Raw genomic sequence first — 24,778 nt, forward strand, 5'->3', positions numbered from 1 at the left:
CATCGTGAACCGCCTAGTTGTGCTGTCCAGGGACGTTGGTCAACCTGGTGATGGGTGGTAGGCCGCCGGTGGCGGTGTGGGGTCGGTGGTGATTGTAGTGATGCAGGAAGGCCGGTAAGGCCTTCCTGCGGGCTTGTTCGGAGTTGTAGAACCGGGCCAGGGCCCAGCCATCGTTCAGGGTGCGGTGGAAACGCTCGACCTTGCCGTTCGTCTGGGGCCGGTAGGGGCGGGTCTTCTTCACGGTGATGCCCAACTCGTGGCAGGCGTCGCGCCAGGCGAAGGACTTGTAGGCCGAGCCGTTGTCGGACAGGACCCGCTCGATGGTGACACCACGTGCGGTGAACCACGCGACGGCGTTGCGGAGCACGTCGATGGCGGTGGCGGCTTTCTCGTCGTCACGGATCTCGGCGTAGGCGACGCGGGAATGATCGTCGATGACGGTGTGCACGAACGCCGTCCCGACTTTCGGTGCCCAGTTCCTGCCGCGGTTTCCGGTCCGCACGGCGGTGGCGTTGCGGTGGCGGCGGCCCTGGAAACGGCCGACGTAGCGCCAGCCGCCGCCGTCGGGGATGTTGCCGTATTTGGTGACGTCGACATGCAGCATCGCGCCCGGATGCGGGTGTTCGTAGCGGCGCACGGGTTCAGCGGTTGTCCGGTCGATATGGCGCAGCCGGTTGAGGCGGCAGCGCACCAGCACGGCGTGCACGGTCGAGGCCGGCATGTCGAGGCGCCCGCCGATCTGGACCGGGCCCAGGCGCTGCTTGCAGCGCAGGTGCACGACCTTGCGGACCATGGGCTGCGGTGTGCGTGCCGGGCTGCGGTGCGGGCGCGACGAGCGATCCTGCATACCGTCAGCGCCCTGCTCGCGGTAACGATCTGTCCAGCGTTTCGCGGTGCGCCAAGAGACGTCATAACGGCGTGCTGCCTGGGCGACCGGCCAGCCCTCGTCCACGATCAGACGCGCCAGCCGCAGACGCGCGCGTGGGGTCAGAGCAGCATTACGGTGGAGCATGAAGGCCTCCTGGTTGCCGGAGCGGTTCCTCGACAGCTCCACTCCACAACCGGAGGCCTTCACCTACCTACGACATCAGACCGTGTCGTCACACAACCTCGACCAACCTCCCTGGACAGCACACCTAGTACGTGCCGTCGAGCTGGCCGCGCAGCTTGGTCAGCGCCCGGGCCAGCAGCCGGGAGACGTGCATCTGCGAGACGCCGATCTGCTCGGCGATCTGCGACTGCGTCAGGTTGCCGTAGAACCGCAGGGTGAGGATCTTCTGCTCCCGCTCGTCGAGCGTGGCCAGCGCCGGGCCGAGGGCGACCCGCAGCTCAGCCAGCTCGAACTCGGCGTCCTCGCCGCCGAGCATGTCACCCAGCTCGGTGGCACGCTCGCCGTCGCCGGTCGGGGTGGACAGCGACACCGCGTTGTACGCGCGGGCGCCTTCCAGGCCCTCCAGCACCTCCTCCTCGGTGAGCTTGAGGTGGGCGGCGATGTCGGCGACCGTCGGCGAGCGCCCGAGGGTCTGCAGGAGGGAGCTGTTGGCGTCGGAGATGGACAGCCGCAGCTCCTGGAGCCGGCGGGGCACCCGGATGTCCCAGGTGCGGTCGCGGAAGTGCCGCTTGAGCTCGCCGATGATGGTGGGGATGGCGTACCCGGCGAAGTCGACGCCGCGCGACGGGTCGAACTTGTCGATGGCCTTGATGAGGCCGACCGCGGCGGTCTGCGCCAGGTCGTCGGTGGGCTCGCCCCGCCCGCTGTAGCGGTGGGCGAGGTGGTTGGCCAGCGGCAGCCAGGCCTCGATCGCCCGGTCCCGCAGAGCGGCGCGCGACGGGTGGGTGGTCGGCAGCGCGGCCATGGCGTTGAGCAGGTCAGTGGCGCTGTCGGTGAGCGCACGCGGGTCGAGCTTCGCGCTCTTGACGGCGGTGCCCGGCTGCTCGCTGATCGTTGGCGCGGTCATTGGGTGGTCCTCCCTGCACCTCGTCCGCGGACAAAAAGACGTGACGCTTTGGTTTAGCTTCGTATGGGCCGTTCGGGACTCACCTTAACCTGATCGTCTCCCGGAAATCTAGCCGAAAGGCTGATGTACTTAAGCCCTTTAGGCCAGCAAAAGGCGCAAATCGGGTGGCGGTCCAGGCGGTTGTGAGGTCTCTTACTGATTCCACCGTCCACGTCCGGCCGACCGGCCGTCCCACCGTGGCTTGACCGGTCGGCCCACCGCCCCCGGCCGAGCGGTCAACATGAAACCCGACATCTGGACCCAGGTGTCTACTATCCGTCGTTGTCCCGCCGGTGGGACTGGCCGTAGCGTCGCCTGTACACACCCGGTTCGGAGGCACCGTGCTCGATCCAGCCGCTCCCCAGCTCGTCGTGAACAGCCGCACGCTCCACTTCAGCTGGTTGCCGGCGGATCCGGACGCGGTGGAGGCTCTGGTCCCGGCCGGCCTGCGTCCCCGCCCGGACCGGCAGGTGTTCCTCAACCAGTACATCGTCGACGACGAGACGCAGACGTCCGGCTTCGGCGCGTACTCGTTGACCTACCTCGGCGTCTCGCTGACCGGCGTGGACGCCCCCGGCGGCCTCAACCCGGGCGGCTGGTGGACCCACTACGTGGCGTCCAGTCGCACCGTCCGGGACTACGCCGCCGCCCGCGGCGCCCCGGCGATCACCGGCCGCACCAGCATCGAGGTGCGCGGCGGCGACCTGGTCTCGGTGACCCATGCCGACGGCGCACCGCTGATCCGGGCCCGCTGCCGGGTCGGAGAGACCGGCCACGTGATCAGCAGCGGGCACCACCGCTACTTCACCCGCCGCGACGGTCAACTGCTCAGCGCCGTCTACCCGTTCGTGGCGGAGCCGGTCGCCCCGTTCGAGATCGAGTCGGTCGAGTTCATGGAGCCCGGCCACCCGATGTACGCGCTACGGCCAGCCAACCCGCTGACCATCTGCTTCGGCTACTACTCGCCACGCTCCTCGTTCGCCTACCCCGGCGGGCTGAGCGTGCACCCGGGCGAAAGCGGCCCGCCACCGGCGCCGGCCCGGTCGGTTCACCAGGTGCCGGCCAACCTGGTCCGCAGCGGCCGACCGTCCGGGTCGTAGACCAGCCGGTACACCGGCAACGCCCAGGTGCGGGTGTACCAGGGCAGCCGATCGGGGCGGTGCGGGCGCAGCCGGCCGGGCGGACGGTCGCCCACCTGGCCGTCGTCGTACCACTGTTGCAGCGCGTCGGCAGCCGCCGTGACGGCCGCGACGGCGTCCGTGGGATCGAGCAGGTCGGCGTCGTCCGCGCCGGCCGGGTCGCGGTCCAGATGCTCGCGCCAGAGCCGCAGCCGTAACTCCCGGGCGAAGACCCGCGCCCCGTCGCCCTGCCCGGCCGGATCGGTGGGCTTCCGCTGGTCACGGATGTCGTCGAGCACCGCACAGGACAACTCGCTGTCGTGCGTCCACGAGCGGCGGTTGAAATTGTCGCTGCCCACGCTGGCCCACACGTCGTCGACCACGCAGACCTTCGCGTGCACGTAGACCGGGTCGCCGGCGTGGTTCTCCACGTCGAACACGTGCACCCGGTCCGGCGCGGCCCGCTCGCACAGCGACAACGCCTGCTCGCGGCCGACCATGTTCGGCGGCAGCGCGAGCCTGCCGTCCACGTCCGGGTGTCGGGGCACCACCGCGATCAGGTGCAGCTCCGGGTTGTCGCGCAGGGCGTGCGCGAACAGGTCCGCCACCTCGCTCGACCAGAGGTACTGGTCCTCCAGGTAGATGAGCCGGCGGGCACGGTGTACCGCTTTGCTGTAGCCCCTTGCCACCGACCGCTCGCCGTGCGGTGCGAAGGAGTAGCGCGGGCGGACCGCGGGGTAGGTGCGCAGCACCTGGATCTGGTGCGGACCGCAGGGCGGCGGGTCGGCCGGCTGCTCGGGCAGCGGGTCGGGGCGCAGGTCCGCGCCCCGTAGCCGGTCCCGCAGGTAGGCCATCGGGTTCTCCGAGTCCAGCGGCATCGGGTCGGTCCAGCGCTCCCGGAACACGGTGTCCAGCGCGCCGACCACCGGTCCGCGTACCGCGAGCTGCACGTCGTGCCAGGGCGGGTTGGGGCCGTACCGGGGAGACATCCGCACCGCCTGCGGGTCGCCGCGGTGCGCGGCGTCGTCCCGCCGGCTGTGGCACAGGTCGATCCCCCCGGCGAACGCGATGTCCCGTTCCGGGGCACTCGGATGCCGCAGCACCACCAGTTTCTGGTGGTGCGAGCCGCCACGGCGGACCCGCTGGTCGAGCAGCACCTCCCCGCCGGCCGCGGAGATCACCTCGCTGAGGTCGCGGTTCTCCGCCTCGCTGTAGGCCAGCGCGTCGAGGTGGGAGCGCCAGATCAGCCCCTTGACCACCACTCCACGCTGGGCGGCCTGGGCGAAGAGCTGGGCCACGGTCGGGCCGTCCGGGCGCAGCCGCTGGTCCGGATCACCCCGCCAGTCGGTGAAGAAGAGGTGGTCGCCGGCCGTCAGCGCCTCCACCTCGTCGACCAGCCGGTCGAAGTACGCCGCACCGTGAATCAGTGGCTCGGCGAGGTTTCCGGTGGTCCAGACGGGTAACACAGAGACCGGGTTGGCCCGTTCCTGTGCGGTGAGGAACCAGTCCTGCAACGGCAACGTCCAGCCCCCCGAGGTCGACAACGTCCTCACGGTAGGACCCCCGACGCGGGTTCGCACGCCAGGGCCGGCAGACCGACGACCTGGCCGACGCCACCAGAACGACGCGACAACAACCGAGGAGGCCACACCATGCCCCGCGAGACGACGAACCCCGTGACCGAGTACCGCGAGCCGGCGGTCGAGAGCGAACGGGGGGCGTTGGTAGCGGTGTTGGTGATGGTGATTCTCGGGGTGGCGGGGATTTTCGCCGTCTCCTGAGGCGGCGCCGGCGCCCCCGGGTACGGGGGCGCCGGCGCCGATCTCAGCGGTTGACCATGGTCAGGGCCTGGTGCCCTGGCCGCCGGTGTGCGGCAGCCGCTCGGAGGGAATCACGCCGAGCCGACCTGCCTGGTAGTCCTCGAACGCCTGGATCAGTTCGTCCCGGGTGTTCATCACGAACGGGCCGTACTGTGCCACCGGCTCCCGGATCGGCTGACCGCCCATGATGTAGAGGTCCAGGGCAGGGGTGTTGCTGTCCTGCGTGGTGTCCGCGCTGAAGCGCAGCGCGTCGCCCGGGCCGTGCACCGCGAGCTGGCCGGTGCGGACCGGCCGCCGGTCGGCGCCGACGGTGCCGCGCCCGCCGAGCACGTACACCAGGGCGTTGAACTCCGGCTGCCAGGGCAGGTCGACCTGCGCTCCCGGCTGCACGGTGACGTGCGTGATGGTGATCGGGGTGAAGGTGGAACCCGGGCCGCGGTGCCCGGCCACCTCACCGGCGATGACCCGGATCAGCGCACCGCCGTCGGGCGTCGTGAGCAGCGCCGACTCCCGGCCCCGGATGTCCTGGTAGCGGGGCGGGTTCATCTTGGCCGCGCGGGGCAGGTTGACCCAGAGCTGGGTGCCGTGGAAGAGCCCACCGCTCATCACGAGGTGCTCCGGCGGGGCTTCGATGTGCAGCAGGCCGCTCCCGGCGGTCATCCACTGGGTGTCGCCGTCGGTGATGGTGCCGCCGCCACCGTGCGAGTCCTGGTGGTCGAAGACGCCGTCGATGATGTACGTGACGGTCTCGAAGCCACGGTGCGGGTGCCAGGGGGTGCCCTTCGGCTCGCCCGGCGCGTAGTCCACCTCACCCATCTGGTCGAGGTGGATGAACGGGTCCAGGTCGGTCGTCGGCACCCCGGCGAAGGCCCGGCGGACCGGGAAGCCCTCGCCCTCGAAGCCGCTGGGCGCGGTGGTCACCGTGCGGACGGGGCGGATCTTGGCGGACTCGTCGAGCTGGGGCAGGCGGGGAAGGACGAGGACGTTCTCAACGGTGATCGCGGGCATCGAAGGCTCCTAGTTCGTGGCGTGGGTGGTCGACGTGGCCCGGGCCGCGCGCAGGCGGTCACCGAGCCGGCCGAAGACCCGGGTGAGGCAGGCGACCTCGGCGTCGTCGAGGTCGTCCATCAGGTGGGTACGCACCGACGCCAGATGGTGCGGCGCGGCTTCCCGCAGACCGAGCAGCCCGGCGGCGGTGAGCACTGCCTCGCTGCCCCGTCGGTCGTCCGGGCAGGCCTCCTTGCTGACCAGGCCGCGGCGTTGCATCGAGGAGATCTGGTACGTCAACCGGCTGGGCGAGAAGACCAGTCGGCCGGCCAGCTCGCCCATCCGCAGCCGCTGCCCCGGTGCCTCGGAGAGCAGGACCAGCACGTGGTAGTCGGCGAAGCTGAGGTCGCTGTCGGACCGAAGGTCCTCCTCCAGCTGGGTGTAGAGGCGCTGGCTGGCCTCGATGTAGGCGCGCCAGGCGGCCTCTCGGGTGCTGTCCAGGCTCTCTGTCACGTCCATGACGATAGCACTCTTTAAAAATTTAACTAGTGGCTCTGGGCGTCGTGTGGGTCACATCCGAGCGGTCGATGTCCGGGGTTCGTGCAGCTTTGAAGGAAGCCGGCGGGGGAGGCGGGGCGCGATGTGCCAGACTCCGCCCTCGTGGAACACGTGGAGCTCACCGCCGCCGACCTGTTGCTGCGCCCCTGGCGGGACGCCGACGCCCCCGCGGTGCGTGACGCCCTGCGCGACCCGGCCATCGCCCAGTGGAACCCGCACGGCGGTGGCTTGATCGACGACGAGGCCGCCCTGCTGTGGGTGCGCCGCCGGGCCGACTGGTCCGGCGGCGACCACGCCTCGATGGCGGTGACCGCCGCGGCCGGCGGGGAGTTGCTGGGCTCGGTGTCCCTGTACGACATCCATCACGGCGACGCGTCCATCGGCTACTGGACGGTGCCGGCGGCGCGCGGGCGCGGGGTGGCGGTGCGCGCCGTCGTCCGGCTCACCGACTGGGCGTTCGCCGACCTCGGGCTGCACCGGGTGGAGCTGTGCCACGCGGTGGCCAACCAGGCGTCCTGCCGGGTCGCCCACCGGTCTGGCTACCTTGCGGAGGGGACGCTGCGCGAGTCGTACCGGTACGGCGACGGCCGCCGCCACGACGAGCACCTGCACGCCCGGCTGTCCACCGACCGCTGAACGACTCGCGGTGGTTGCGCGAGGCTGATCAACACAAGGTCGGCGATGTGGAGGTGTCCCACTGCTGCGAATGCCCCCACATCGCCGATGTCGAGTCGATCACCCGTCACTCGACCACCCTGCGCAGGAAGGCGCCGAGGGTGGTCGTCGTGCGGTCGATCTTTTCTTCCAGGGTGATGGTCTCGTCCAAGCGTCGCCCGGCGTCCTTCTTGCCCCGTAGGTAGAACGAGCAGGCCAGGTCGGAGCAGATGTAGACGCCGACGGAGTTGCCCTGCCGCCCGTCCCGGCCGGCCTTGCGGGCGGTCATCAGCGAGACGCCGTCCCCGGTGTGCGTGGTCAGGCACAGCGAGCACATGCTGCGCCGGGCACGCCCGGTCTGCGGGGCCACCCGCAACGCCACCCCGACCAACCCGCTGTCGGACTCGGCGACCAGGTAGGCCCGCTGCGTCGCAGCGGGGTCCCGCCACCCGAGGAAGTCGAGGTCGTCCCATGGTCGCATTTCAAGATCGTTCGGTACGGCCAGCCGCTTCGCCTCGCCCTGCGTGCAGTTGACGAACGACGCGCGGATGGCGCCCTCGGTTATCGCTAGCATAGGTAGTAGCCTAGCTCTCCTAGGCAAACTATTAAGACGACTAGGTTTGGGGTGTGCGGAATGGCACGTGCGGGGGTGACCGCCGAACGCCTGACCCTGGCTGCGGCCGAGCTGGCCGACGAGATCGGCATGGAGAACGTGACCGTCGCCGCGCTCGCCCGGCGTTTCGGCGTCAAGGACGCGAGCCTGTACTTCCACATCAGGAACGCTCAGGACCTGCGGGTCCGGGTGGCGCTGCTGGCACTCGCGGAGCTTGCCGACCGGGTCGCCGCCGCGCTCGCCGGCCGCGCGGGCAAGGACGCACTGGTGGCCTTCGCCAACGCGTACCGGGACTACGCGACGCAGCACCCGGGCCGGTACGCCGCGATGCAGATCGACCTCGACCCGGAGACGGCCGCCGCGAGCGCCGGCGTCCGGCATGCCGAGATGACCCGGGCGATCCTGCGCGGTTACCGGCTCTCCGAGCCGGACCAGACCGACGCGGTACGGATGATGCACAGCACGTTCCACGGGTTCGTCAGCCTGGAGAAGACCGGTGGCTTCCGGCACACCCCCCGTACGACGGACGCCTCCTGGCCCCGAACGCTGGATGCCCTCGACGCGGTCCTCAGCAACTGGCCGCCCGCCGCGGGTAGCAATGCGGAGACCGCTCGGTGACGGACGGCGACCGCCTAGGCTCGACGGCGTGGATGATCTGGAGCTGGCCGACTGGCGGGAGCGGGTAGCCCGGCTGTACCTGTCCGACGTCGACCTGGCCGGGTTCCGCGCCGGCCGCGATCAGCTCTTCGCCACCCACCCGCAGAGCCCGATCCCGCCGGCGGAGCGACCCGGCTTCTCCGGAGTGCGCTACTTCCCACCCAACCCGGCCGCCGTGGTGGAAGCACCCCTGCGCCCGGCCAGCGGTGAGCTGCGGATCGACACCGGCGGCCCGGACGGGGTGGTCGCGTACCGGCGGGTCGCGGTGGCCGAGACGTCGTGGGGTCCGCTGACCCTGTGGTGGATCGAGGCGTACGGGGGCGGGCTGTTCGTGCCGCTGCGCGACGGCACCTGCGGGCAGGACACCTACGGCGGAGGCCGGTACCTCACCGACACGGTGAAGGGCACCTTCGGCCGGGGCGTCGAGCTGCTGCCCGGCGACCGGGTCCGGCTGGACGCCAATTATCTTTACAATCCGTCCTGCGCGTACGATGACCGCTGGGCGTGCCCACTGGCACCGCCCGAGAACCGGGTCGACGTGCCGCTGCGGGCCGGCGAGCTGGCGTACCACGACTGAACGGCCGCCCCGGCGTGCTGCCGGGACGGCCGGTCGAACCGCTCTCAGCCGGCGTTCGTGGCCGAGCCGGACATCTGCATCCGACCCAGCAGCTGCCGGGCCTGGTCGGCGAGCTGCGCGTCGACGATCACCGCGTACTGGCCGGCGCGTAGCGAGCTGGCCGAGGTGAAGTCCCGCTGGCCGCCGGTCATCGCGTGCGCGACGGCGCCGAACACGGCACCCCAGATCGCGCCGATGACCAGCCCGACCAGGATCACCGCCAGCCAGTTGCCGACCGTGAAGATGCCGAACAGCAGGCCGATGAAGAGCCCGAACCAGGCGCCGGTGCCGGCGCCGAGCAGCGCGGCGCGGCCGGTGGTCATCCGCCCGAGCACCGTCTCCACCAGCGTGAGGTTGGTGCCGACGATCGCGGTGTGCTCCACCGGGAAGCGGTTGTCGGCAAGATAGTCGACCACGCGCTGTGCGGCCGGATAGTCCGGATACGAACCGATCGTCACGGTGGGCGGGCCGATCTCCGGCCCGTGCCCGTCACCGGACGGTGCCGACGGGCGGCCGGCCGGGCCGGACGGCAGCAGATCGCCACCCTGTGTGCCGGGCCGCCACGCGGCGGCCGGCCCCGAAGCTGACGTCATGAGCATCCTCCCTCGTCAAGCCGTCCGGGTTCCCGCCCGCGCCGTCCGGTAACGCCAGCAACCACGGTGGATGCCGTGCCGGTCGGCAGGAATGCGCCCGGACGCCCCGGGTAGGTAACCGGGTGCAGAGCGGACAGATCAGCGACTACGGCTTCCTCGCCGACGGCCGCAGCGCGGCGCTGGTGGACCGCTCCGGCTCGGTGAACTGGTGGTGCCCGGGCCGGTTCGACGCACCGTCGGTGTTCGGGCGGCTGCTCGACGAGAACGCCGGGCACTGGTCGATCCAGCCGGAGGGCGAGTTCAGCGTCGAGCGCTGCTACCTCGACGACACCCTGGTGCTGCGGACCGTCTTTCGCACCGGGCACGGGGAGGTGGCGCTGACCGACGCGCTCGCCTTCGAGCCCGGGGCGCGCAACCACGACATCGGGCTCCGCTCGCCGCAGGTGCTGGTCCGCAGCGTGCAGGGCCTCTCCGGTGAGGTGCCGATGCGGGTGCACTACCGGCCCCGCTTCGAGTACGGGCGGACCACCGCGTTCCTCGTCGAGCGGGACGGCACGCTGGAGGCCATCGCCGGGGCCGCGCGGCTCACCCTGCGCGGCAGTGTCCCCTTGTGCTGTGGCGAGGGCGAGGCCACCGCGACGTTCACCGCCCGCTCCGGTTCGGTCCACAACTTCACCCTCGGGTACGCCCCGACCTACGACGCGCCGCCGCCGGAGGTGCCGGACGCCGACCGGACGATCGCCGACACGGTCGCCGGGTGGCGGTCCTGGGTCGAACGGCACGAATACCGGGGGTGCTACCCCGAACAGGTGCGGCGCAGCGCGCTGGTGGTGCAGGGCATGACGTACCGGCCCAGCGGGGCGGTGGTGGCCGCGGCGACCACCTCGCTGCCGGAGAAGCTCGGCGGAGACCGGAACTACGACTACCGCTACGTCTGGGTGCGCGACTTCAGTCTCACCCTGCGGGCGCTGTGGCGGTCGGCCTGCTTCCACGAGGTGCAGAGGCAGTTCTCCTGGGTGAGCCGGGCGATGGGCCGGATCGGCGACGAGCCGGTGCCGATCATGTACGGGGTGCAGGGGGAACGGGACCTCACCGAGCACCGCTTGGAGCAGCTCGCCGGGTACCGCGAGAGCCCGCCGGTGCTGATCGGCAACGACGCGTGGCGGCAGCGGCAGACCGACATCTTCGGCGAGGCGCTGGACGCCGCCTGGCTGATGCGCGACAAGTTGGAGCCGATGGAGCCGGAGGTGCACAACGTGCTGCGGGTGCTCGCCGACCAGGCCGTGGTGGACTGGCGGCGACCGGACGCGGGCATGTGGGAGGAACGCGGGATCGAACACCATCACGTGTCCTCGAAGGTGCAGTGCTGGGTCGCGCTGGACCGGGCGGTCCGCTTCGGCGACAAGCTCGGTGGACCGGAGGACGTGGCCCGCTGGGCGGAAGCCCGCGACGAGGTGCGGGCGACGGTGCTGGAGCGGGGGTGGAGCGACCGGCTCGGTGCGTACACCGGGAGTTTTGATTCCGACGACCTGGACGCCTCGGTGCTGGTGATGCCGCTGGTGGGTTTCCTAAGGGCGGACGACCCGCGGATGCGCTCGACGATCGGGGCGGTGGAGCGGCAGCTGTCCCACGACGGCCTGCTGCGGCGCTGGGACGGCGACCCTGCGGGCTTCGTCATCTGCTCGTTCTGGCTGGTGGGTTGCCTGGCGTTGGGTGGTGAGCGGGACCGGGCGCACGAGTTGTTCCTCAGGCTTGCCGGTCGGGTCAACGACCTCGGCCTGTTCGCCGAGCAGATCGACCCGCTGACCGGTGAGCAGATGGGCAACTTCCCCCAGGCGTTCTCGCACATCGGCCTGATCAACGCCGCCGGTCAGCTCACCGACGTCGAGCGGGACCCGGCGCTGCGGCATCGCGGTATGCCACCGCCGCACTTCACCCCGACGCGGGCCTGACCCCCGGTCCTTTTGCAAGAATCTTGATGACTATCGATTCATTGGATCGAAGTTCTGTCGCGATGAAGTGGAAGACGTTAATGTCCGGGACACCCTGCGGTGCTACTCCAGTCGGCGGGGCGCGCACCGGGGAGATCAAGGCGCTCGGCAAGTGCGCGGACATCGCCTCCAACCTCACCGACGGCCGGCAGCTGCAGATCTGGACCTGCAACGGCTCCGGGGCGCAGCGCTGGACGCTGCCGTGACCGGCGGCTGATCGCCGCCGTACCCGATCCCGGCCGTCCACCCGCGTCCCCGGGTGGGCGGCCGGGGCTCGGGGGACAATGCCGGGATGCGGCTCGTGCTCACGGCGGACACCCACCTACCGAAGCGAGCCCGGGACCTGCCCGGGCCGCTCTGGACGGCGATCGAGGCGGCGGACGTGGTGCTGCACGCCGGCGACTGGGTGGACGAGTCGCTGCTCGACGCCATGACCGCGCGCTCCCGCCGGCTGATCGGCGTGTACGGCAACAACGACGGCCCGGCGCTGCGCGCCCGGCTGCCGGAGGTGGCCCGGGCCGACCTCGACGGCCTGCGGGTCGCCGTGGTGCACGAGACCGGCCCCCGGACCGGTCGCGAGCAGCGGTGCGCAGCCCGCTTTCCCGACGTCGACCTGCTGGTCTTTGGGCATTCGCACATCCCCTGGGACACCGAAGCCCCCGGTGGGCTGCGCCTGCTCAACCCCGGCTCACCCACCGACCGCCGCTCCCAGCCCCACGCCACCTACCTCACGGCCGAGGTGAACGCCGGCCGCCTGAGCCAGGTCGAGCTGCACCGGCTGCCCCGTCGCTGACCCGCCCCTCGGGCGGTGTCACTGGCCCCGGCCCGTTTCGGCCTGGAGCTCGTCGATCCGCTTGGACGCCTCGGCCTTGGTCAGGTCGTCCGGCAGCTCCGCGTCCGCCTCTCGGGCGAGGGTGGCCAGGTACGACTCCTGTGCCGCGGTGGGTGGCTCGTCGCCGGTGACCCACTCGTCCGGGTCCTTGATCGCGCCGCGCGGGTCGGCCTGCTCGTTGTTGCGGTCCGTCATCGTCATCACCCTTTCTTCGAACAGGTGTGCCAGTACCCGGACCGTCGCCGGTTCATGGCTGCTCGGCGCGTCAGCCGGCACCTACGATCACCGGATGAGCGTGGACCGGTCGGGTGTGGTGGTGGTCGGGGCGGGCATCGCCGGGGTGGCCTGCGCGGTGGAGCTGGCCGCGGCCGGGGTGCCGGTGCAGGTCCGCGAGCGGGGGCACGTGCGCGGTGGCCGGATGGCCAGCAAACGCTTCGACGGCCGCCCCACCGACATCGGCGCCGCCTACTTCACCGCCAGCGACCCCGACTTCGCCGCGCTGGTCGAGCAGTGGCGCGCCGCCGGCCTGGTCCGCGAATGGACCGACACCTTCCAGGCGTACGACCGGGACGGGCGCCACGACGTGCCCGGACCGATGCGCTTCGCCGCGCCGCACGGGCTGCGCTCACTGGTCGAACATCTGGCCGGCGCGGTCCCGGTGACTGTCGACCGCTTGGTGCTCAGCGTGGAACCCGGGCCGGCCGTGGACGGCCAGCCGTGCGCGGCGGTCGCCCTGGCCATGCCGGGCCCGCAGGCCGCCCTGCTGCTCGACCCGGCCCTGGCCGACGCCACCCGGGTCGTGCAGGCGCAGCGCTGGTCGCCGTCGCTGGCCGCGGTGCTGCGCTTCCCGACCCGGCGCTGGCCGGACTTCCGGGGCGCGTTCGTCAACGACCACCCGGTGCTCAGCCTGGTCTGCGACGACGGCGACCGGCGGGGCGACGGTGCACCGGTGCTGGTCGCGCACACCGTGCCGGAGTTCGCCGCCGGCCACCTCGCCCAGCCCACCGGAGCCGGCCCGGTGATCGAGCAGGCGGTCCGGGACCTGCTCGGGTTGCCCGAGGTGGCGGCCGACGTGCACGTGCACCGCTGGACGTACGCGAAGCCCACCACCAGGCCCGGGGGCGGCACCCACCACCTGGACGCCGACAAGATCGGCCTGGCCGGCGACGCGTTCGGCAAGCCCCGCGTGCAGAGCGCCTGGCGTTCCGGTCGGGACCTCGGCCGCGCCCTGGCCGCCCGCCTCACCTGACGTCCGCCGGCCCTCGGCTGGCCGCCGGTTCTCGGATCTACCGGCGAGCCGGGGCTCAGGCCCTCCCGGCGACCCGCTGGCCGGGCACGTCCGCTTCGGCCGGGTCGCTGGTCCGCTCGCCCTTTTGGTCCAGCAACTGCATGACCGGGGTCGCCGCGATGCCGTGCACCACCACGGAGACGAGCACCACCAGCCCGACCGTGGCCCAGAGCAGCTCCGCCTGCGGGAAGTCCGCCTTCGTGGTGGCGTACGCCAGGTAGTAGAACGAGCCCACGCCGCGGATGCCGAACAACGAGATCACCCAGTGCTCGGCCGGCCGGCCCGGCGCGCCCCGCAGCGACAACCAGCCGACCAGCGGCCGGACCAGGAACACCAGCGCCACCCCGACGGCCGCCGCCGGCCAGGTCAGCGGAGCGAGCAGGCCGCCGACGATCGCGCCGCCGAGCAGCAGCAACAGCACCAGGGTGAGCAGCCGTTCGATCTGCTCGGCGAAATCGTGCAGCACCGAGTGGAACTCGTGGGTCCGCTCGGCGGCCCGGATCGCGCGGGCGGCCACGAACACCGCCAGGAACCCGTACCCGCCGATCACCTCCATCAGCCCGTACGCCAGGAAGGTGGCGGCCAGCGCCAGGAAACCCTCGGCGTGCCGGGCCAGCCGCAACTGGCTGGGCGCCCGGAAGAACAGCTTGCCGAGCAGCCAGCCGATGAGCAGGCCGCCGCCGGCCCCGGCGCCGACCTTCCAGAGCACGTCGACGGTGAACCAGTCGGCCAGCCAGTCCCGCGGCGCGAGGCTGGTCGAGGCGATGGCGATGGCCGCGTAGACGAACGGGAACGCCAGCCCGTCGTTGAGGCCCGCCTCGGAGGTCAACGCGAAGCGGACCTCGTCCTCGGAGTCCTCCACGTCGGTCGGCTCGCCGACCTGCACGTCGGCGGCGAGCACCGGATCGGTCGGGGCCAGGGCGGCGCCCAGCAGCAGCGCGGCGGCCGGCACCAGCCCGGCCCACCACCAGCCGAGCAGCGCCACCGACGCGATGCACAGCGGCATCGCGATGACCAGCAGGCGCCACGTGGACGACCACTTCGCCCAGCTCAACGGTCGGTCGATCTTGAGCCCGGCGCCCATCAGGGCGACGATCACCCCGATCTCGGTCAGGTGGGTGGTCAGCTCCGGGTGGGCCAGCGGGTCTGGTGTGGGCAGCCCGACCGGCAGCAGGAAGACCACCATCCCCAGGGCGAGGAAGGCGATCGGCATGGACAGCGGCCGCCGCTCCAGCACCCGGGGCAGGATGCCTGCGAGCAGGGCGCCCAGGCCCACCAGCGCGAACGCCACGTCTACCGGTTCCACCGTGCCACCCTCCGACCGTGCCCACGCGGTGCGGGCAGGTGGTCACAGACCATGCCCCGCGAGCCGGACGTGTAAGCCTCGGTGCTACGGCGAAGGGGAGGATTCCTCAGCGTGGGCGGGTGACCGGCGAATCGTCCAGTGTGGCCAGCAGCGCGGCCGGGTCGTCGTACACCGCCACCGCGCCGGCGCCGGCCAGCTCGCCCCGGCTGGTGCCGCCGCAGGTCAGCCCGACGCACGGGATGTCCAGCTTGCCGGCGGCCGCGACGTCCCAGATGGAGTCGCCGACGAAGACCACCCGCTCGGCGGCCAACCCGGACTGATCGAGCGCGGCGACCAGAATGTCCGGAGCGGGCTTGCTCTGCTGGGCGTCCGCCGACGAGGTGACCGTGTCGACCACGTCGTCGGCGTTCAGCGCGTGGCGCAGTGCGCCGACCTCAGGTTCGGAGGCGGAGGTGGCGAGCACCACCCGCAGCCCCCGCTCGGCGCAGGCGCGCAACAGGGCCGCCGCCCCGGGCAGCGGCGTGAGCCGTTCCCAGTACTCGGCGTACAGGGTGTCGTGCGCGTCGCGCAGCTTCGCGTCGGCGTCACGGTCCCGTTCCGGGCCGAGCAGGTGCTCCAGGAGCTTGTCCGAGCCCATCCCGATCGACCGGTGCACGGTCGCCATCGGCACCGGTTGGTCGGACTGGCGCAGCGCCTCCCACCAGCTCACGGTGTGCAGGTAGGTGGTGTCGACGAGGGTGCCGTCGACGTCGAAGAGGACCCCGGTGGGTCGGTCGGTGCGCATGGGGTCCTCCTACCCGATGAGCCGCCGGCTGACCCATCCAGGCTCGGCGTGCACGGCCGGTTTCAGCGGCGCTCGGCCGGCGGAATCAGGATCTCGAACCAGACCGTGGAGCCGCGGACCGTCGGGTCGGTGCCCCAGGCGTCACTGAGCTGCTCGATCAGGCCGAGCCCCCGCCCGCGACTGCTCAACGTGTCGGTGCGGGCCCGGGTCACGGTCCCGCGGGTGCCGGAATCGGCGACCGAGACCAGCAGCCGCTCGGGGCTGAGGTCGATCTCCACCCGGGCGGCGGTGCCGGCGTGCAGCAACGCGTTGGTGGTCAGCTCGCTGGTGCACAGCACCGCCGCACCGATCACCGCCTCGGGCACCTGCCACTCGGTGAGCTGGCCGCTCATCCAGTGCCGGACCCGGCTGGGGGCGGTCGGCTCCGCCGGCACCTCCATGCTCGCCGAGCGGCTGGGCATGAGCGCGTGCTCGACCGCCAGCACGGCCACGTCGTCCTCGGTGCCGCCGGGCACCGCGGCGGTGGCCACCGCGCAGAGCGCGCGGGGGTCACTGCTGCCGGCCTTGGCGACCGCGTCGCCGAGCGCGTCCAGCCCGACGGTGAGGCTCTGCCTGCGGCGCTCCACCACGCCGTCGCTGAACAGCAGCAGGGTGTCGCCGGGGCGGAACGCGACGGTGGTGGTGGCCGGCCGGCCGCCGAGCCCCAGCGGGGGGCCGACCGGCATCGTCAGGTATTCGGAGTGTGAGCGACCGTCCGGGGTGCAGCGACGGATCAACGGCGCGGGGTGCCCGGCGCTGGCCAGGGTGAACTCGCGCCGATCGGCGTCGATCACCCCGAACACCACGGTGACGAACAGTTCGTGCGTGCCTGCCTCCGCGCCCAGGCTGGTCACCAGCCGGTCGAGCCCGGCCAGCACCGCGTCCGGGGCAGGGTCGGCCAGGGCCAGCGCGCGCAGCGCCGCGCGGACCTGGCCCATCCGCGCGGCGGCCTGTACGTCGTGCCCAGCGACGTCGCCCAGCACGACGCCGAGGCCGCCGGTGGGCAGCAGGAACGCGTCGTAGAAGTCCCCGCCGGCCGCGTTGCCGTCCACGCCCGGGTCGTAGCGGGCCGCGATCCGCAGCCGCGGCAGGTCCGGCAGGTTCTCCGGCAGCATGCTGCGTTGCAGCAGCTGGGCGGTGCCGTGCTGGGTCTCGAACCGGCGGGCCCGCTCCGCCGCCTGGCCGATCAGCTCGGCCGAGGCGGCCAGCAGCGCCCGTTCGGCGGCCGACCAGGTGTGCGGCACCTGGTAGCCGACCGCCAGCCCGCCACGGACCACCGAGGTGCCCAGCGGCAGCGCGGCCAGCGAGCGGATCTTCTGGTCGTGGCGGTCCACCGCAATCTCCCGCAGCGGCTGCCCGTCCCGGGTGAACGATGGCCCGCCGGAGCGGGCCGCGTCCACCACCGGGGCCGACCAGTCCGCCGGGATGCGCCGCCAGAGCGGCGGCAGGCGCTCGTCGGCCTCGTCCATCAACTCACCGCGCACCCGGCGCACCATCCGCCATCCGCCACCGCCCTCGTCGACCGCGAACGCGACCCGGTCGGCGTCGAACGTTCTGATCGCGTACCGCAGCGCCACCCGGGCCACGTCGTCGAGGGTGAGGGTGCCGGCGAGCGCGGCGGCGACCTCGCTGAGGCCCTGCAACTGCTCGGTGACGTGGGTGGTTTCGGCGGCGATCGTCAGCATCCCGACGATCTGCCCGGTGCTGTCGCGAACGGGGGAGTGGCTCCGGGTGAAGACGGCCTGCTCGGCGACGCCGGAGCGGCCGCGGACCATCGGGAGCGTGCTCTCCTTCTCCAGGAACGGCACGCCTTGCCGGTAGGCGCGCTCGATCACCTCGCCGACGCCGGGCAGCGTCCAGATCTCGGCGTACACCTCGGCGGACGGGCGGCCGAGGGCCGCGGGGTGCTTGCTGCCCAGCAGGTCGGCGTAGCCGTCGTTGTAGAGCAGGACGAGGTCGTCGCCGTACGCCAGCGCCATCGGCATCGGGGAGGCGAGGATCAGATCGACCACGGCCCGGACTGCGGGGTCCCACCCCTCGGGCGGCCCGAGCGAGGTGCCGGCCCAGTCGTGGGCGAGCACGGCGGCAGCGCCCGGTCCGGTGGATGCGCCCGGGACCGGGGTTGCTGGCGTGGGGACTCGCCCGACCGTTCCTGGCATGTTCGCAGCCTAGCCGGCTGCCGGACAGGCGCATCCGATCATGGCCGCGGGGTGTCGCGAGCCCCGTCGCGGTGGCTGTTCGGGCAGTTCACGGCCCCTGTTCGGCGACTTGTCGGAAAAAACGTGGCGAGCCGCGCGGACTGCCGCACCGGTGGCCGGGTATGCGCCCGGCGCAGTCCATGCGACAGGAGGGACATCATGCTGAAAACCCTCGCGGTCGGGCAGGCCGACATCGGTGATGCCATCGCCGACACCTGGAGGTCGGTGCTGCTCTTCATCCCGAAGGCCGTGGCCTTCATCGTGATCCTCGTGGTCGGCTGGCTCATCGCCAGAGCGGTCCTGAAGATCGTGGACACGGTACTGGAACGGGTGCACTTCGACCGGGCGGTCGAACGCGGAGGCATCAAACGTGCGCTGGAGAGAACGAAGTACGACGCCAGCGACATCCTGGCCAGACTGGCGTACTACGCGGTACTGCTGTTCACGCTGCAGTTCGCGTTCGGCGTCTGGGGGCCCAACGCGATCAGTGACCTGATCAGCGGCGTGGTGGCCTGGCTGCCGCGCGCGTTCGTGGCGATCATCATCGTGGTGGTGGCGGCCGCGATCGCGAACGCCGTCCGTGATCTGGTCACCGGGGCGCTGGGCGGTCTCTCGTACGGCAAGGTCCTGGCCGACCTGACGGCCATCTTCATCATCGCGCTCGGCGTGATCGCGGCGCTGAACCAGGTGGGTATCGCCACCACGGTGACCACGCCGGTGCTGATCGCGGTGCTCGCCACGGTGGCCGGCATCCTGATCATCGGTGTCGGTGGTGGTCTGGTGAAGCCCATGCAGAACCGGTGGGACCGCTGGCTGGACCGGGCGGCCGAGGAGGCTCGGGCGGTGCAGGAGAGCCGGCGGGCGACCACGGCCGGACGCGGTGACGTGGAGCGGCAGATGGCCGACCGTGGGGGCGACCGCACCCAGGCCATGCCGCAGGTCGAAGAGCAGGCGACGCAGTACCGCCCGTAGCGGGGCGGAACGGCACAGCGACGAGGGGGAGGGTGTTCCGCGTGTGGCGCGGACGCCCTCCCCACGCGCTACCGGTCGCTGGCCGGCGCTGCGGCCGGTCGCCCCCTGCGGCGGCGTCCGACCCTGCGGCGGATGGTCAGGTCCGGTCCAGCGCGCGAGCCAGCGCGCAGACCGCGACCAGCCGGGTGAGCAGCCACTCCGGCTCGCTCCAGTCCACCGGGCCGCTCGGCGGCACCCACCCGTGCTCGACGGCGGCCGCGCGGACCCCCTCGGCGTAGCCGGCGAGCGTCGCGGCGGTCAGCGGGCGGCGGTCCCCGTCGAGGCTGTCCCGCACGGCGGCCGCGTGCTGGTCGACCAGGGCCAGCAGGCCGGGTCGCGCCGCGGCGGCGGCGAGCCCGGCGGTGCCCACGGAGACGGTGAGAGCTGCCAGGGTGGACCGCGCCGAGTCGACGGCGGTACGGGGGGCGACCCGGTTGAACGGCACACGCATGGTGACCGAGGCTAACCGACCGCTGACCCGGTCGACCTCGGCCGCTCGGCGGGTGTCGGCTGCGCCACCGGCCGACCCGGGCTGACCGCGAGGGTTGATCCGGCACAGACGGGGCAGCAGGAGAACCACGGCACAGGGCGGCACAGAGCACGGAGGAACGGATGGGACAGCAGGCGGATGGGCCGGACGAGCAGCACCGCCGGCCGGCCGGGGTGAGCGACGCGACGGTCGCCGCGCTCGGCAAGCTCAGCGAGGCGCTGGAGTGCGTCGAGCGGGCCCGGGGGCACCTGTACTCGCTGCACCAGCTGATCGGGCACGCGGACCTGATGCTCGACGACGCGGTGGAGCAGTTCCGCGCCGCCGGGCATCCGCAGCTCGCCGACCGGATCGACACCGAGCTGCTGGGCCGTAACGTCATCGCCGGACGGTGGACGTTCCAGATCGTCGAGGACTTCGACGACGGCTACCACGCGCTGTTCCGGGAGCTGGACCGGCAGGCCCGCGAGGAGTTGGTGGGCGGGCGACGCCACCTCTACGAGGCGGAGATGAAGGAGCGACGCCGCAGCCGGGGCGAGCCGGGGCACGAGGCCCGACCGGGCGGCGAAGGCTAGTCGCCGGTCGCGTCCGCCGGCCGTCGCCGGGCCGCGTCGTCGGCGATGATCACGGTGGCCACCATCAGCGCGACGCAGAGGCTGAACAGCCACGACTCGTCGGAGACGAGCCAGGCGGAGACGGGCGCCTGCAGCGCGGCGAGCAGGAAGCCGAGCCAGGCGAGCCGGCGCTGTCGCGGGGAGAGGATTCCGGAGCCTTGATGCATCCCGAAATTCTTACGCGAACTGGTCGGTCTGCCGTCCTCCGATCGGTCGATTCTGGATGAGCTGTCCGTTTTCTCGACCGTCCGGACACCACTTCTTGCCGCCGCGAGCGACAGCCCGGAGCTGGCGGTAGGGTGCCGCTGCGGCAGGATGGTGCCCCGTGTCCACCACGCCCACGCCGCCCCGCGCCTCGCTGCTCCTGCTGGCGTACCTCGCCTTCGTGAGCCTCGGCCTGCCCGACGGCCTGCTCGGTGTCGGTTGGCCCTCGATCAGGGCCGACTTCGGCGTACCGACCGAGGCGGTCGGCCTGCTACTCACCGCGGGCACCGTCGGCTACCTCACCTCCAGCGTGCTGGCCGGGTTCACACTGGCCCGGGTCGGGGTGGGCGCGCTGCTCGCCGGCAGCACCCTGCTGGCCAGCCTGGCGCTGACCGGGTACGCCGCGAGCACCGGGCTGGCCGTGCTGGTGGGCTGCGCGCTGCTGCTCGGGCTTGGCTCCGGCGCGATCGACTCCGGGCTCAACGCGTACGTCGCCGGCGCCTTCGGCCCGCGCCACATGAACTGGATGCACGCCTTCTTCGGGCTGGGCGTGGCGATCGGCCCGCTGATCATGACCGCGGCGCTGAGCGCGGGGCTGGCCTGGCGGTGGGGGTACGGCATCGTGGCCGCCGCCCAGCTCGCCCTCGCCACCGCGTTCGCGCTCACCGTACGGGCCTGGCGGCACCGCGTCCCCGCCTCCACCGAGCCGGGCGCCGCGGTCGCGACGTCCCCCGCCCCGCCGGCGGCACAGCTCCCGATCCGGGCCACGCTGAGGCTGCCCGCGGTCTGGTCCGGGGCGCTCGCCTTCGCGCTGTACGTGGCCATCGAGGTGTCCGCCGGGCTGTGGGCGTTCCTGCTGCTGACCGAGGGGCGCGGGCTGGGCCCCGCGGTGGCCGGTGGCTGCGTCTCCGCCTACTGGGGCAGCCTCTTCGTCGGCCGGGTGGTGCAGGGCGTGGTGGCCGAGCGGCTGGGGGCCCGGTTGGTGCTGCGCGGCAGCCTGGCCGGGATGGCCGTCGGTGCGGCGCTGATCGCCGTACCCGGGTCGGCCGCGCTGGCCGTGCTCGGTCTGGTCGTGGTCGGTTTCGCCGCCGCGCCGGTGTTCCCGCTGCTCACCCTCACCACCGCCGACCGGGTCGGGGTGGCGCACGCGGACCGGGCCATCGGGCTCCAGATCGGCGCCGCCGGCGTGGGGGCGGCGCTCGTTCCTGCCGGGCTCGGCGTACTGATCGGCAACCTGTCGGTGCAGGTGCTCGGCCCGGCCCTGGTGGTGCTCGCGCTGGCGCTGGTCGTGCTGTACGAGTTGGGCGCCCGCCGGCCCGGCCCGGATCAGCCCAGGTCGCCCGTTCAGGTCGGGACCGGTCAGACCGGTACGGCGGGTCAGCCGGTGTCCGGCCCGGTCCTGCCGGTGGTGGACGGGCGGTAGGCGCGGTCCGGGTCGGTCGGCTCCCGGCCGGCGCCCCTGGCCTGACCGCCCCGGTCCGCTGCCGCCGGTCCGTGCCCGAACGCGGCCTCCTCGCCGGCGTCGTTGCCGGTCACGTCGTCGGCCTGCCCGTCGATGCTGGAGCCCGCCACGGCGCGTTCCAGTTCCTCCAGCGGAGTCCGTTCCTCGTCGCGCCACACCCTGTTGTCGTCGGTCATGTCTTCAGCGGTACCCGGGCGCGATGATCGCAAACGGGTGGTGGCCGGCCCGGGACACGGCGATGGCCGCCGGGAACTCCGGCGGCCATCGGACTTCGGTGCTCAGGATCACGGCTGCGGGCGGTCCACCTTGCCACGCCAGGCGCCGGTCTCCTGACCGCGTCGCTCGATGTAGGTCTTGAACCGCTCCAGGTCACCCTTGGCCCGCCGGTCGACGATGCCGAGCTTGTCACCGGCCTGCTCGAGCACCCCGTGCGGCTCGAACTCGAGCTGGAGGGTGACGCGGGTCTTGTCCTCGTCCAACCGGTGGAAGGTCACCACGCCGGCCTGCTGCGTGCCGCCCGTGGAACGCCAGGCGACCCGCTCGTCGGGGAGCTGCTCGGTGATCTCCGCGTCGAACTCGCGCTTGACCCCGGCGATGTCCACCGTCCAGTGGGTCATCGTGTCGGTGAGCTGCCGAACCTCCTGCACGCCCTCCATGAACTCGGGGAACTCCTCGAACTGCGTCCACTGGTCGTACGCGGTGCGAATCGGTACGGAGACGTCGACATGTTCGGTAACACCACTCATCAGGAAACCTCCTTTGGTCGCCGGTCGTTCGGATCGGGGGACGATCCGGTCACCAGCGGGTTGTCTCGTTCTTGTTGCCGAGCGCGGCCCACACCTCGGAGACCGTCTGGTAGCGGGTGCCCTCGGGCAGCCGCTCCAGCGCCCTCACGATGTCGTCCGGCGCGTCGTTGTCGCGCGCGTTGGCGACCAGCGTTTCCCGGTCGCCGGGCAGGGCGCTCATCGTGATGAAACGACCCAGCCGGCTGCGCTGCTCGACGTCCTGGGAGCTCATCCCCTTGGGGGCGCCGGTGCGCAGTTCACCCGCCGGGGCGGTGGTCGCCTCGGGCTGGTCCTCGCCGGCCGGTTCCGGCACACGGGACTCGTCGACCCGAGAGCCACCGGTCCCCGGCCCCTGGACAAGGCCGCTGACCTCCTGGCTCATCTGCTCATCGATCCTCGGTCCGTGCTTGCTGTTGCCACGCTCCATGCCTTCTGCGCTACCCGGCACCCCGGCCGGTAAACCGGCACCGGGTCATGAACCGGCCCTCGGTCAGGCCCCGGATCGGACAACCGGCCCGGTACCGGCGCTCAGGACTCGGCCGGCCTCCGCGGCGGCAGCACCGGCTCGTCCGGGTCCGGATCGCCGGCCTGCAACCGCCGACCGCGCTGCACCTCGGCGTTGATCTGCACCCCCAGCATCAGCGCCGAGTTGGACAGGTAGAGCCAGACCAGGAACGCGATGGCCGCTCCCAGGCTGCCGTAGGTGGCGTCGTACGAGCCGAAGTTGGCGACGTAGAGGCCGAAGCCGAAGGAGGCCACCGCCCAGGCGAACAGGGCCACCGCGCCGCCCGGGGTGAGCCAGCGGAACCGGGGCTGCTGCACGTTCGGGGCGATCCAGAACAGCAGTGACAGCAGCACCATCATGATCAGGGCGAGCACCGGCCACTTCGCCACGCTCCACACCGTCCGGGCCAAGCCACCGGCGTTGATCAGGTCGCCGACCGCGTCGGTCACCGGACCGCTGACGATCAGCCCGAGGGCGACGATCGCCAGCAGCACCAGCGTGATCGCGGCCAGGCCGATCTGCAACGGGCGCAGCTTCCACACCGGCCGGCCCTCGGTCACTCCGTAGATGGCGTTGGACGCGCGGGTGAACGCCCCGATGAACCCGGACGCGGACCAGAGCGCTCCGAGCAGACCGAAGCTGAGCAGCGCCTTCGCGGAGCTCTCCTGGTCCACCACCTCACCGATCACCTTGACGATGCCGTCGTCGGCCACCACCGACCCGGCGCCCATCTGCTTGGCCAGGTCGACGACCGTGGCCACCGTCTGTTCGCCGTTGGAGACCAAGCCGACGAGGGCCACCACCACGATGGCGGACGGAAAGAGCGCGAGCACCCCGTAGTAGGTCAGAGCGGCGGCCCAGTCGGAGCAGTTGTCGGTGACGAAGTTGCGCGCGCTGCGGACCCCCACCCCACGCCAGGTTCGCCAGCTCAGCTGCCGTATCCGCCGGGGTACCCGGGTGCCGAGGGTGCCGCCGAGCGTCGTACCGGGCTCCGTGGTCGTCATGCCCGCTCCCTGTGCCCCGGCCGCCGGATGACCGGTCATCCGGTCGGGCCTGGCACGGCCGGTACCCGCGCCGGGAAATCGACAAACCCACCCGCCGGCGGCTGACCGCCGCGTAGGGTTTGCCGCCCCGTCACCGGGGAACGGTCACAGTGATCCTGTCGAGACGGAGGAGGACGAGATGCCCGGGCGCGAGGACCTGCCCAGCACGCTGCGACGCTCCCCGGACAAGGCGCAGCGGACCTGGGAGAAGACGCACGACTCGGCGGTGGACACCTACGGCGAGGGGGAGCGGTCGCACCGCACCGCCTTCGCCGCGGTGAAGCACCAGTTCGAGAAGGTGGGCGACCACTGGGAGCCGAAGGGCCGCAAGGGCCCGAGCGATCGCCAGGCGGCCGGCGGCGGGCCGGAACGGCGGGCCCCCACCGCGGGTGGGGTGGACGCCAACGCCAGCAAGGACCACCTGATGTCGGTGGCCCGCGAGCTGGACGTGACCGGCCGGTCCAGCATGACCAAGCCGGAGCTGGTCAAGGCGATCGAGAAGGCCAACGATCGGGCCACCCGCAAGGCCCGCGGCGACTGACCGTCGCGACGCCGGTGCGTGGCCCGCACCGGAGGCACACGGATGCGGTACGGGCGGACGCGGCGACCCCGCGCC

30 protein-coding genes are annotated in these 24,778 nt (G+C 72.1%); 13 read left to right on the forward strand and 17 right to left on the reverse strand.

What is annotated here, in order from left to right; genetic code table 11:
* Positions 1-13 precede the first annotated feature (13 nt).
* Both BUS84_RS33985 and BUS84_RS33990 read right to left on the reverse strand, forming a co-directional pair.
* Complete coding sequence (locus tag BUS84_RS33985; protein ID WP_084757911.1) at positions 14-1,012, reverse strand: IS481 family transposase; 999 nt, start codon at positions 1,010-1,012, stop codon at positions 14-16.
* 124 nt (positions 1,013-1,136) lie between these two features.
* Positions 1,137-1,958: a SigB/SigF/SigG family RNA polymerase sigma factor gene (locus BUS84_RS33990; RefSeq protein WP_074318440.1), complete on the reverse strand. Its 822-nt coding sequence runs from the start codon at positions 1,956-1,958 to the stop codon at positions 1,137-1,139.
* Positions 1,959-2,338: 380 nt separating this feature from the next.
* Between BUS84_RS33990 and BUS84_RS33995 the strand changes: the two genes are divergently transcribed.
* Positions 2,339-3,097, forward strand: coding sequence for a hypothetical protein (locus BUS84_RS33995; protein ID WP_074319321.1), 759 nt, complete (start codon positions 2,339-2,341; stop codon positions 3,095-3,097).
* Here BUS84_RS33995 and BUS84_RS34000 read toward each other — a convergent pair.
* Positions 3,046-4,635, reverse strand: coding sequence for a phospholipase D family protein (locus tag BUS84_RS34000; RefSeq protein ID WP_074318441.1), 1,590 nt, complete (start codon positions 4,633-4,635; stop codon positions 3,046-3,048). The genes BUS84_RS33995 and BUS84_RS34000 overlap by 52 nt on opposite strands.
* Positions 4,636-4,767: 132 nt before the next feature.
* On the opposite strand from BUS84_RS34000, the gene BUS84_RS40805 reads away from it, so the two are divergent.
* Positions 4,768-4,896 (forward strand): hypothetical protein, encoded by a 129-nt coding sequence (locus BUS84_RS40805; RefSeq protein WP_255421212.1) that lies wholly within the window; start codon positions 4,768-4,770, stop codon positions 4,894-4,896.
* 60 nt (positions 4,897-4,956) lie between these two features.
* On the opposite strand, the gene BUS84_RS34005 is transcribed toward BUS84_RS40805, so the two are convergent.
* Both BUS84_RS34005 and BUS84_RS34010 read right to left on the reverse strand, forming a co-directional pair.
* On the reverse strand, positions 4,957-5,943 hold the full coding sequence (locus BUS84_RS34005) for a pirin family protein (RefSeq protein ID WP_074318442.1): 987 nt from the start codon (positions 5,941-5,943) through the stop codon (positions 4,957-4,959).
* 9 nt (positions 5,944-5,952) lie between these two features.
* Positions 5,953-6,435: a MarR family winged helix-turn-helix transcriptional regulator gene (locus BUS84_RS34010; RefSeq protein WP_074319322.1), complete on the reverse strand. Its 483-nt coding sequence runs from the start codon at positions 6,433-6,435 to the stop codon at positions 5,953-5,955.
* A gap of 147 nt (positions 6,436-6,582) precedes the next feature.
* On the opposite strand from BUS84_RS34010, the gene BUS84_RS34015 reads away from it, so the two are divergent.
* Positions 6,583-7,116: a GNAT family N-acetyltransferase gene (locus tag BUS84_RS34015; protein ID WP_074319323.1), complete on the forward strand. Its 534-nt coding sequence runs from the start codon at positions 6,583-6,585 to the stop codon at positions 7,114-7,116.
* Positions 7,117-7,222: 106 nt separating this feature from the next.
* On the opposite strand, the gene BUS84_RS34020 is transcribed toward BUS84_RS34015, so the two are convergent.
* Positions 7,223-7,708, reverse strand: coding sequence for an FBP domain-containing protein (locus BUS84_RS34020; RefSeq protein WP_074318443.1), 486 nt, complete (start codon positions 7,706-7,708; stop codon positions 7,223-7,225).
* 60 nt (positions 7,709-7,768) lie between these two features.
* On the opposite strand from BUS84_RS34020, the gene BUS84_RS34025 reads away from it, so the two are divergent.
* Together BUS84_RS34025 and BUS84_RS34030 are read left to right on the forward strand one after the other, a co-directional pair.
* On the forward strand, positions 7,769-8,365 hold the full coding sequence (locus BUS84_RS34025) for a TetR/AcrR family transcriptional regulator (protein ID WP_074318444.1): 597 nt from the start codon (positions 7,769-7,771) through the stop codon (positions 8,363-8,365).
* Positions 8,366-8,393: 28 nt separating this feature from the next.
* Positions 8,394-8,981, forward strand: coding sequence for a DUF1684 domain-containing protein (locus tag BUS84_RS34030; protein WP_074318445.1), 588 nt, complete (start codon positions 8,394-8,396; stop codon positions 8,979-8,981).
* A 44-nt stretch (positions 8,982-9,025) separates the two neighbouring features.
* Here BUS84_RS34030 and BUS84_RS34035 read toward each other — a convergent pair whose 3' ends face one another.
* On the reverse strand, positions 9,026-9,493 hold the full coding sequence (locus BUS84_RS34035) for a YflT domain-containing protein (protein ID WP_208869972.1): 468 nt from the start codon (positions 9,491-9,493) through the stop codon (positions 9,026-9,028).
* A gap of 242 nt (positions 9,494-9,735) precedes the next feature.
* On the opposite strand from BUS84_RS34035, the gene BUS84_RS34040 reads away from it, so the two are divergent.
* From BUS84_RS34040 to BUS84_RS34045, 3 genes are all read left to right on the forward strand, one after another.
* A complete protein-coding gene (locus BUS84_RS34040) occupies positions 9,736-11,565 on the forward strand; it encodes a glycoside hydrolase family 15 protein (RefSeq protein ID WP_074318446.1) in 1,830 nt (609 codons plus the stop codon).
* 80 nt (positions 11,566-11,645) lie between these two features.
* The gene (locus BUS84_RS37910) at positions 11,646-11,810 is read left to right on the forward strand and encodes a ricin-type beta-trefoil lectin domain protein (RefSeq protein WP_143728604.1); all 165 of its coding nucleotides are present in this window, start codon (positions 11,646-11,648) and stop codon (positions 11,808-11,810) included.
* 86 nt (positions 11,811-11,896) lie between these two features.
* On the forward strand, positions 11,897-12,397 hold the full coding sequence (locus BUS84_RS34045) for a metallophosphoesterase family protein (protein WP_074319325.1): 501 nt from the start codon (positions 11,897-11,899) through the stop codon (positions 12,395-12,397).
* A gap of 18 nt (positions 12,398-12,415) precedes the next feature.
* Here the strand turns inward: BUS84_RS34045 and BUS84_RS34050 are convergent, their stop codons facing one another.
* Entirely contained in the window at positions 12,416-12,631 is a 216-nt protein-coding gene (locus tag BUS84_RS34050; RefSeq protein ID WP_074319326.1) for a DUF3072 domain-containing protein, read from the reverse strand.
* A 115-nt stretch (positions 12,632-12,746) separates the two neighbouring features.
* Here BUS84_RS34050 and BUS84_RS34055 point away from each other — a divergent pair, with 115 nt between their 5' ends.
* Entirely contained in the window at positions 12,747-13,685 is a 939-nt protein-coding gene (locus tag BUS84_RS34055; RefSeq protein WP_074319327.1) for an NAD(P)/FAD-dependent oxidoreductase, read from the forward strand.
* A 55-nt stretch (positions 13,686-13,740) separates the two neighbouring features.
* Here BUS84_RS34055 and BUS84_RS34060 read toward each other — a convergent pair whose 3' ends face one another.
* From BUS84_RS34060 to BUS84_RS34070, 3 genes are all read right to left on the reverse strand, one after another.
* A complete protein-coding gene (locus tag BUS84_RS34060; protein WP_074318447.1) occupies positions 13,741-15,030 on the reverse strand; it encodes a cation:proton antiporter domain-containing protein in 1,290 nt (429 codons plus the stop codon).
* A 106-nt stretch (positions 15,031-15,136) separates the two neighbouring features.
* Entirely contained in the window at positions 15,137-15,814 is a 678-nt protein-coding gene (locus BUS84_RS34065) for an HAD family hydrolase (protein WP_074318448.1), read from the reverse strand.
* A 62-nt stretch (positions 15,815-15,876) separates the two neighbouring features.
* Positions 15,877-18,012, reverse strand: a complete 2,136-nt coding sequence (locus BUS84_RS34070) for an ATP-binding SpoIIE family protein phosphatase (RefSeq protein ID WP_074318449.1) — start codon at positions 18,010-18,012, stop codon at positions 15,877-15,879.
* Between the two features lie 198 nt (positions 18,013-18,210).
* Here BUS84_RS34070 and BUS84_RS34075 point away from each other — a divergent pair, with 198 nt between their 5' ends.
* Complete coding sequence (locus tag BUS84_RS34075; protein WP_074318450.1) at positions 18,211-19,023, forward strand: mechanosensitive ion channel family protein; 813 nt, start codon at positions 18,211-18,213, stop codon at positions 19,021-19,023.
* Between the two features lie 136 nt (positions 19,024-19,159).
* On the opposite strand, the gene BUS84_RS34080 is transcribed toward BUS84_RS34075, so the two are convergent.
* Positions 19,160-19,513: a DUF6401 family natural product biosynthesis protein gene (locus BUS84_RS34080; RefSeq protein WP_074319328.1), complete on the reverse strand. Its 354-nt coding sequence runs from the start codon at positions 19,511-19,513 to the stop codon at positions 19,160-19,162.
* A gap of 161 nt (positions 19,514-19,674) precedes the next feature.
* Here BUS84_RS34080 and BUS84_RS34085 point away from each other — a divergent pair, with 161 nt between their 5' ends.
* Positions 19,675-20,124, forward strand: a complete 450-nt coding sequence (locus BUS84_RS34085; protein ID WP_074318451.1) for a hypothetical protein — start codon at positions 19,675-19,677, stop codon at positions 20,122-20,124.
* Here BUS84_RS34085 and BUS84_RS34090 read toward each other — a convergent pair.
* Positions 20,121-20,330 carry a hypothetical protein gene (locus BUS84_RS34090; protein ID WP_074318452.1) on the reverse strand — a complete coding sequence of 70 codons (210 nt, stop codon included), beginning with the start codon at positions 20,328-20,330 and terminating at the stop codon, positions 20,121-20,123. The two genes, BUS84_RS34085 and BUS84_RS34090, sit on opposite strands and share 4 nt — an antisense overlap.
* A gap of 158 nt (positions 20,331-20,488) precedes the next feature.
* On the opposite strand from BUS84_RS34090, the gene BUS84_RS34095 reads away from it, so the two are divergent.
* Entirely contained in the window at positions 20,489-21,790 is a 1,302-nt protein-coding gene (locus tag BUS84_RS34095; protein WP_074318453.1) for an MFS transporter, read from the forward strand.
* Here the strand turns inward: BUS84_RS34095 and BUS84_RS34100 are convergent.
* The 4 genes from BUS84_RS34100 to BUS84_RS34115 all read right to left on the reverse strand — a co-directional run bounded on the left by BUS84_RS34100 (position 21,745) and on the right by BUS84_RS34115 (position 24,123).
* The gene (locus tag BUS84_RS34100) at positions 21,745-22,005 is read right to left on the reverse strand and encodes a hypothetical protein (protein ID WP_074318454.1); all 261 of its coding nucleotides are present in this window, start codon (positions 22,003-22,005) and stop codon (positions 21,745-21,747) included. The two genes, BUS84_RS34095 and BUS84_RS34100, sit on opposite strands and share 46 nt — an antisense overlap.
* 108 nt (positions 22,006-22,113) lie before the next feature.
* Entirely contained in the window at positions 22,114-22,575 is a 462-nt protein-coding gene (locus tag BUS84_RS34105; protein WP_074318455.1) for an SRPBCC family protein, read from the reverse strand.
* A gap of 49 nt (positions 22,576-22,624) precedes the next feature.
* Positions 22,625-23,041, reverse strand: coding sequence for a DUF2795 domain-containing protein (locus BUS84_RS34110; RefSeq protein WP_074318456.1), 417 nt, complete (start codon positions 23,039-23,041; stop codon positions 22,625-22,627).
* Between the two features lie 101 nt (positions 23,042-23,142).
* The gene (locus BUS84_RS34115) at positions 23,143-24,123 is read right to left on the reverse strand and encodes a YihY/virulence factor BrkB family protein (protein ID WP_074318457.1); all 981 of its coding nucleotides are present in this window, start codon (positions 24,121-24,123) and stop codon (positions 23,143-23,145) included.
* 178 nt (positions 24,124-24,301) lie between these two features.
* Here BUS84_RS34115 and BUS84_RS34120 point away from each other — a divergent pair, with 178 nt between their 5' ends.
* Positions 24,302-24,703 (forward strand): ChaB family protein, encoded by a 402-nt coding sequence (locus BUS84_RS34120; RefSeq protein WP_074318458.1) that lies wholly within the window; start codon positions 24,302-24,304, stop codon positions 24,701-24,703.
* Positions 24,704-24,778: the final 75 nt, after the last annotated feature.

It is taken from the genome of Micromonospora cremea (genome assembly GCF_900143515.1).
GTDB lineage: Bacteria > Actinomycetota > Actinomycetes > Mycobacteriales > Micromonosporaceae > Micromonospora > Micromonospora cremea.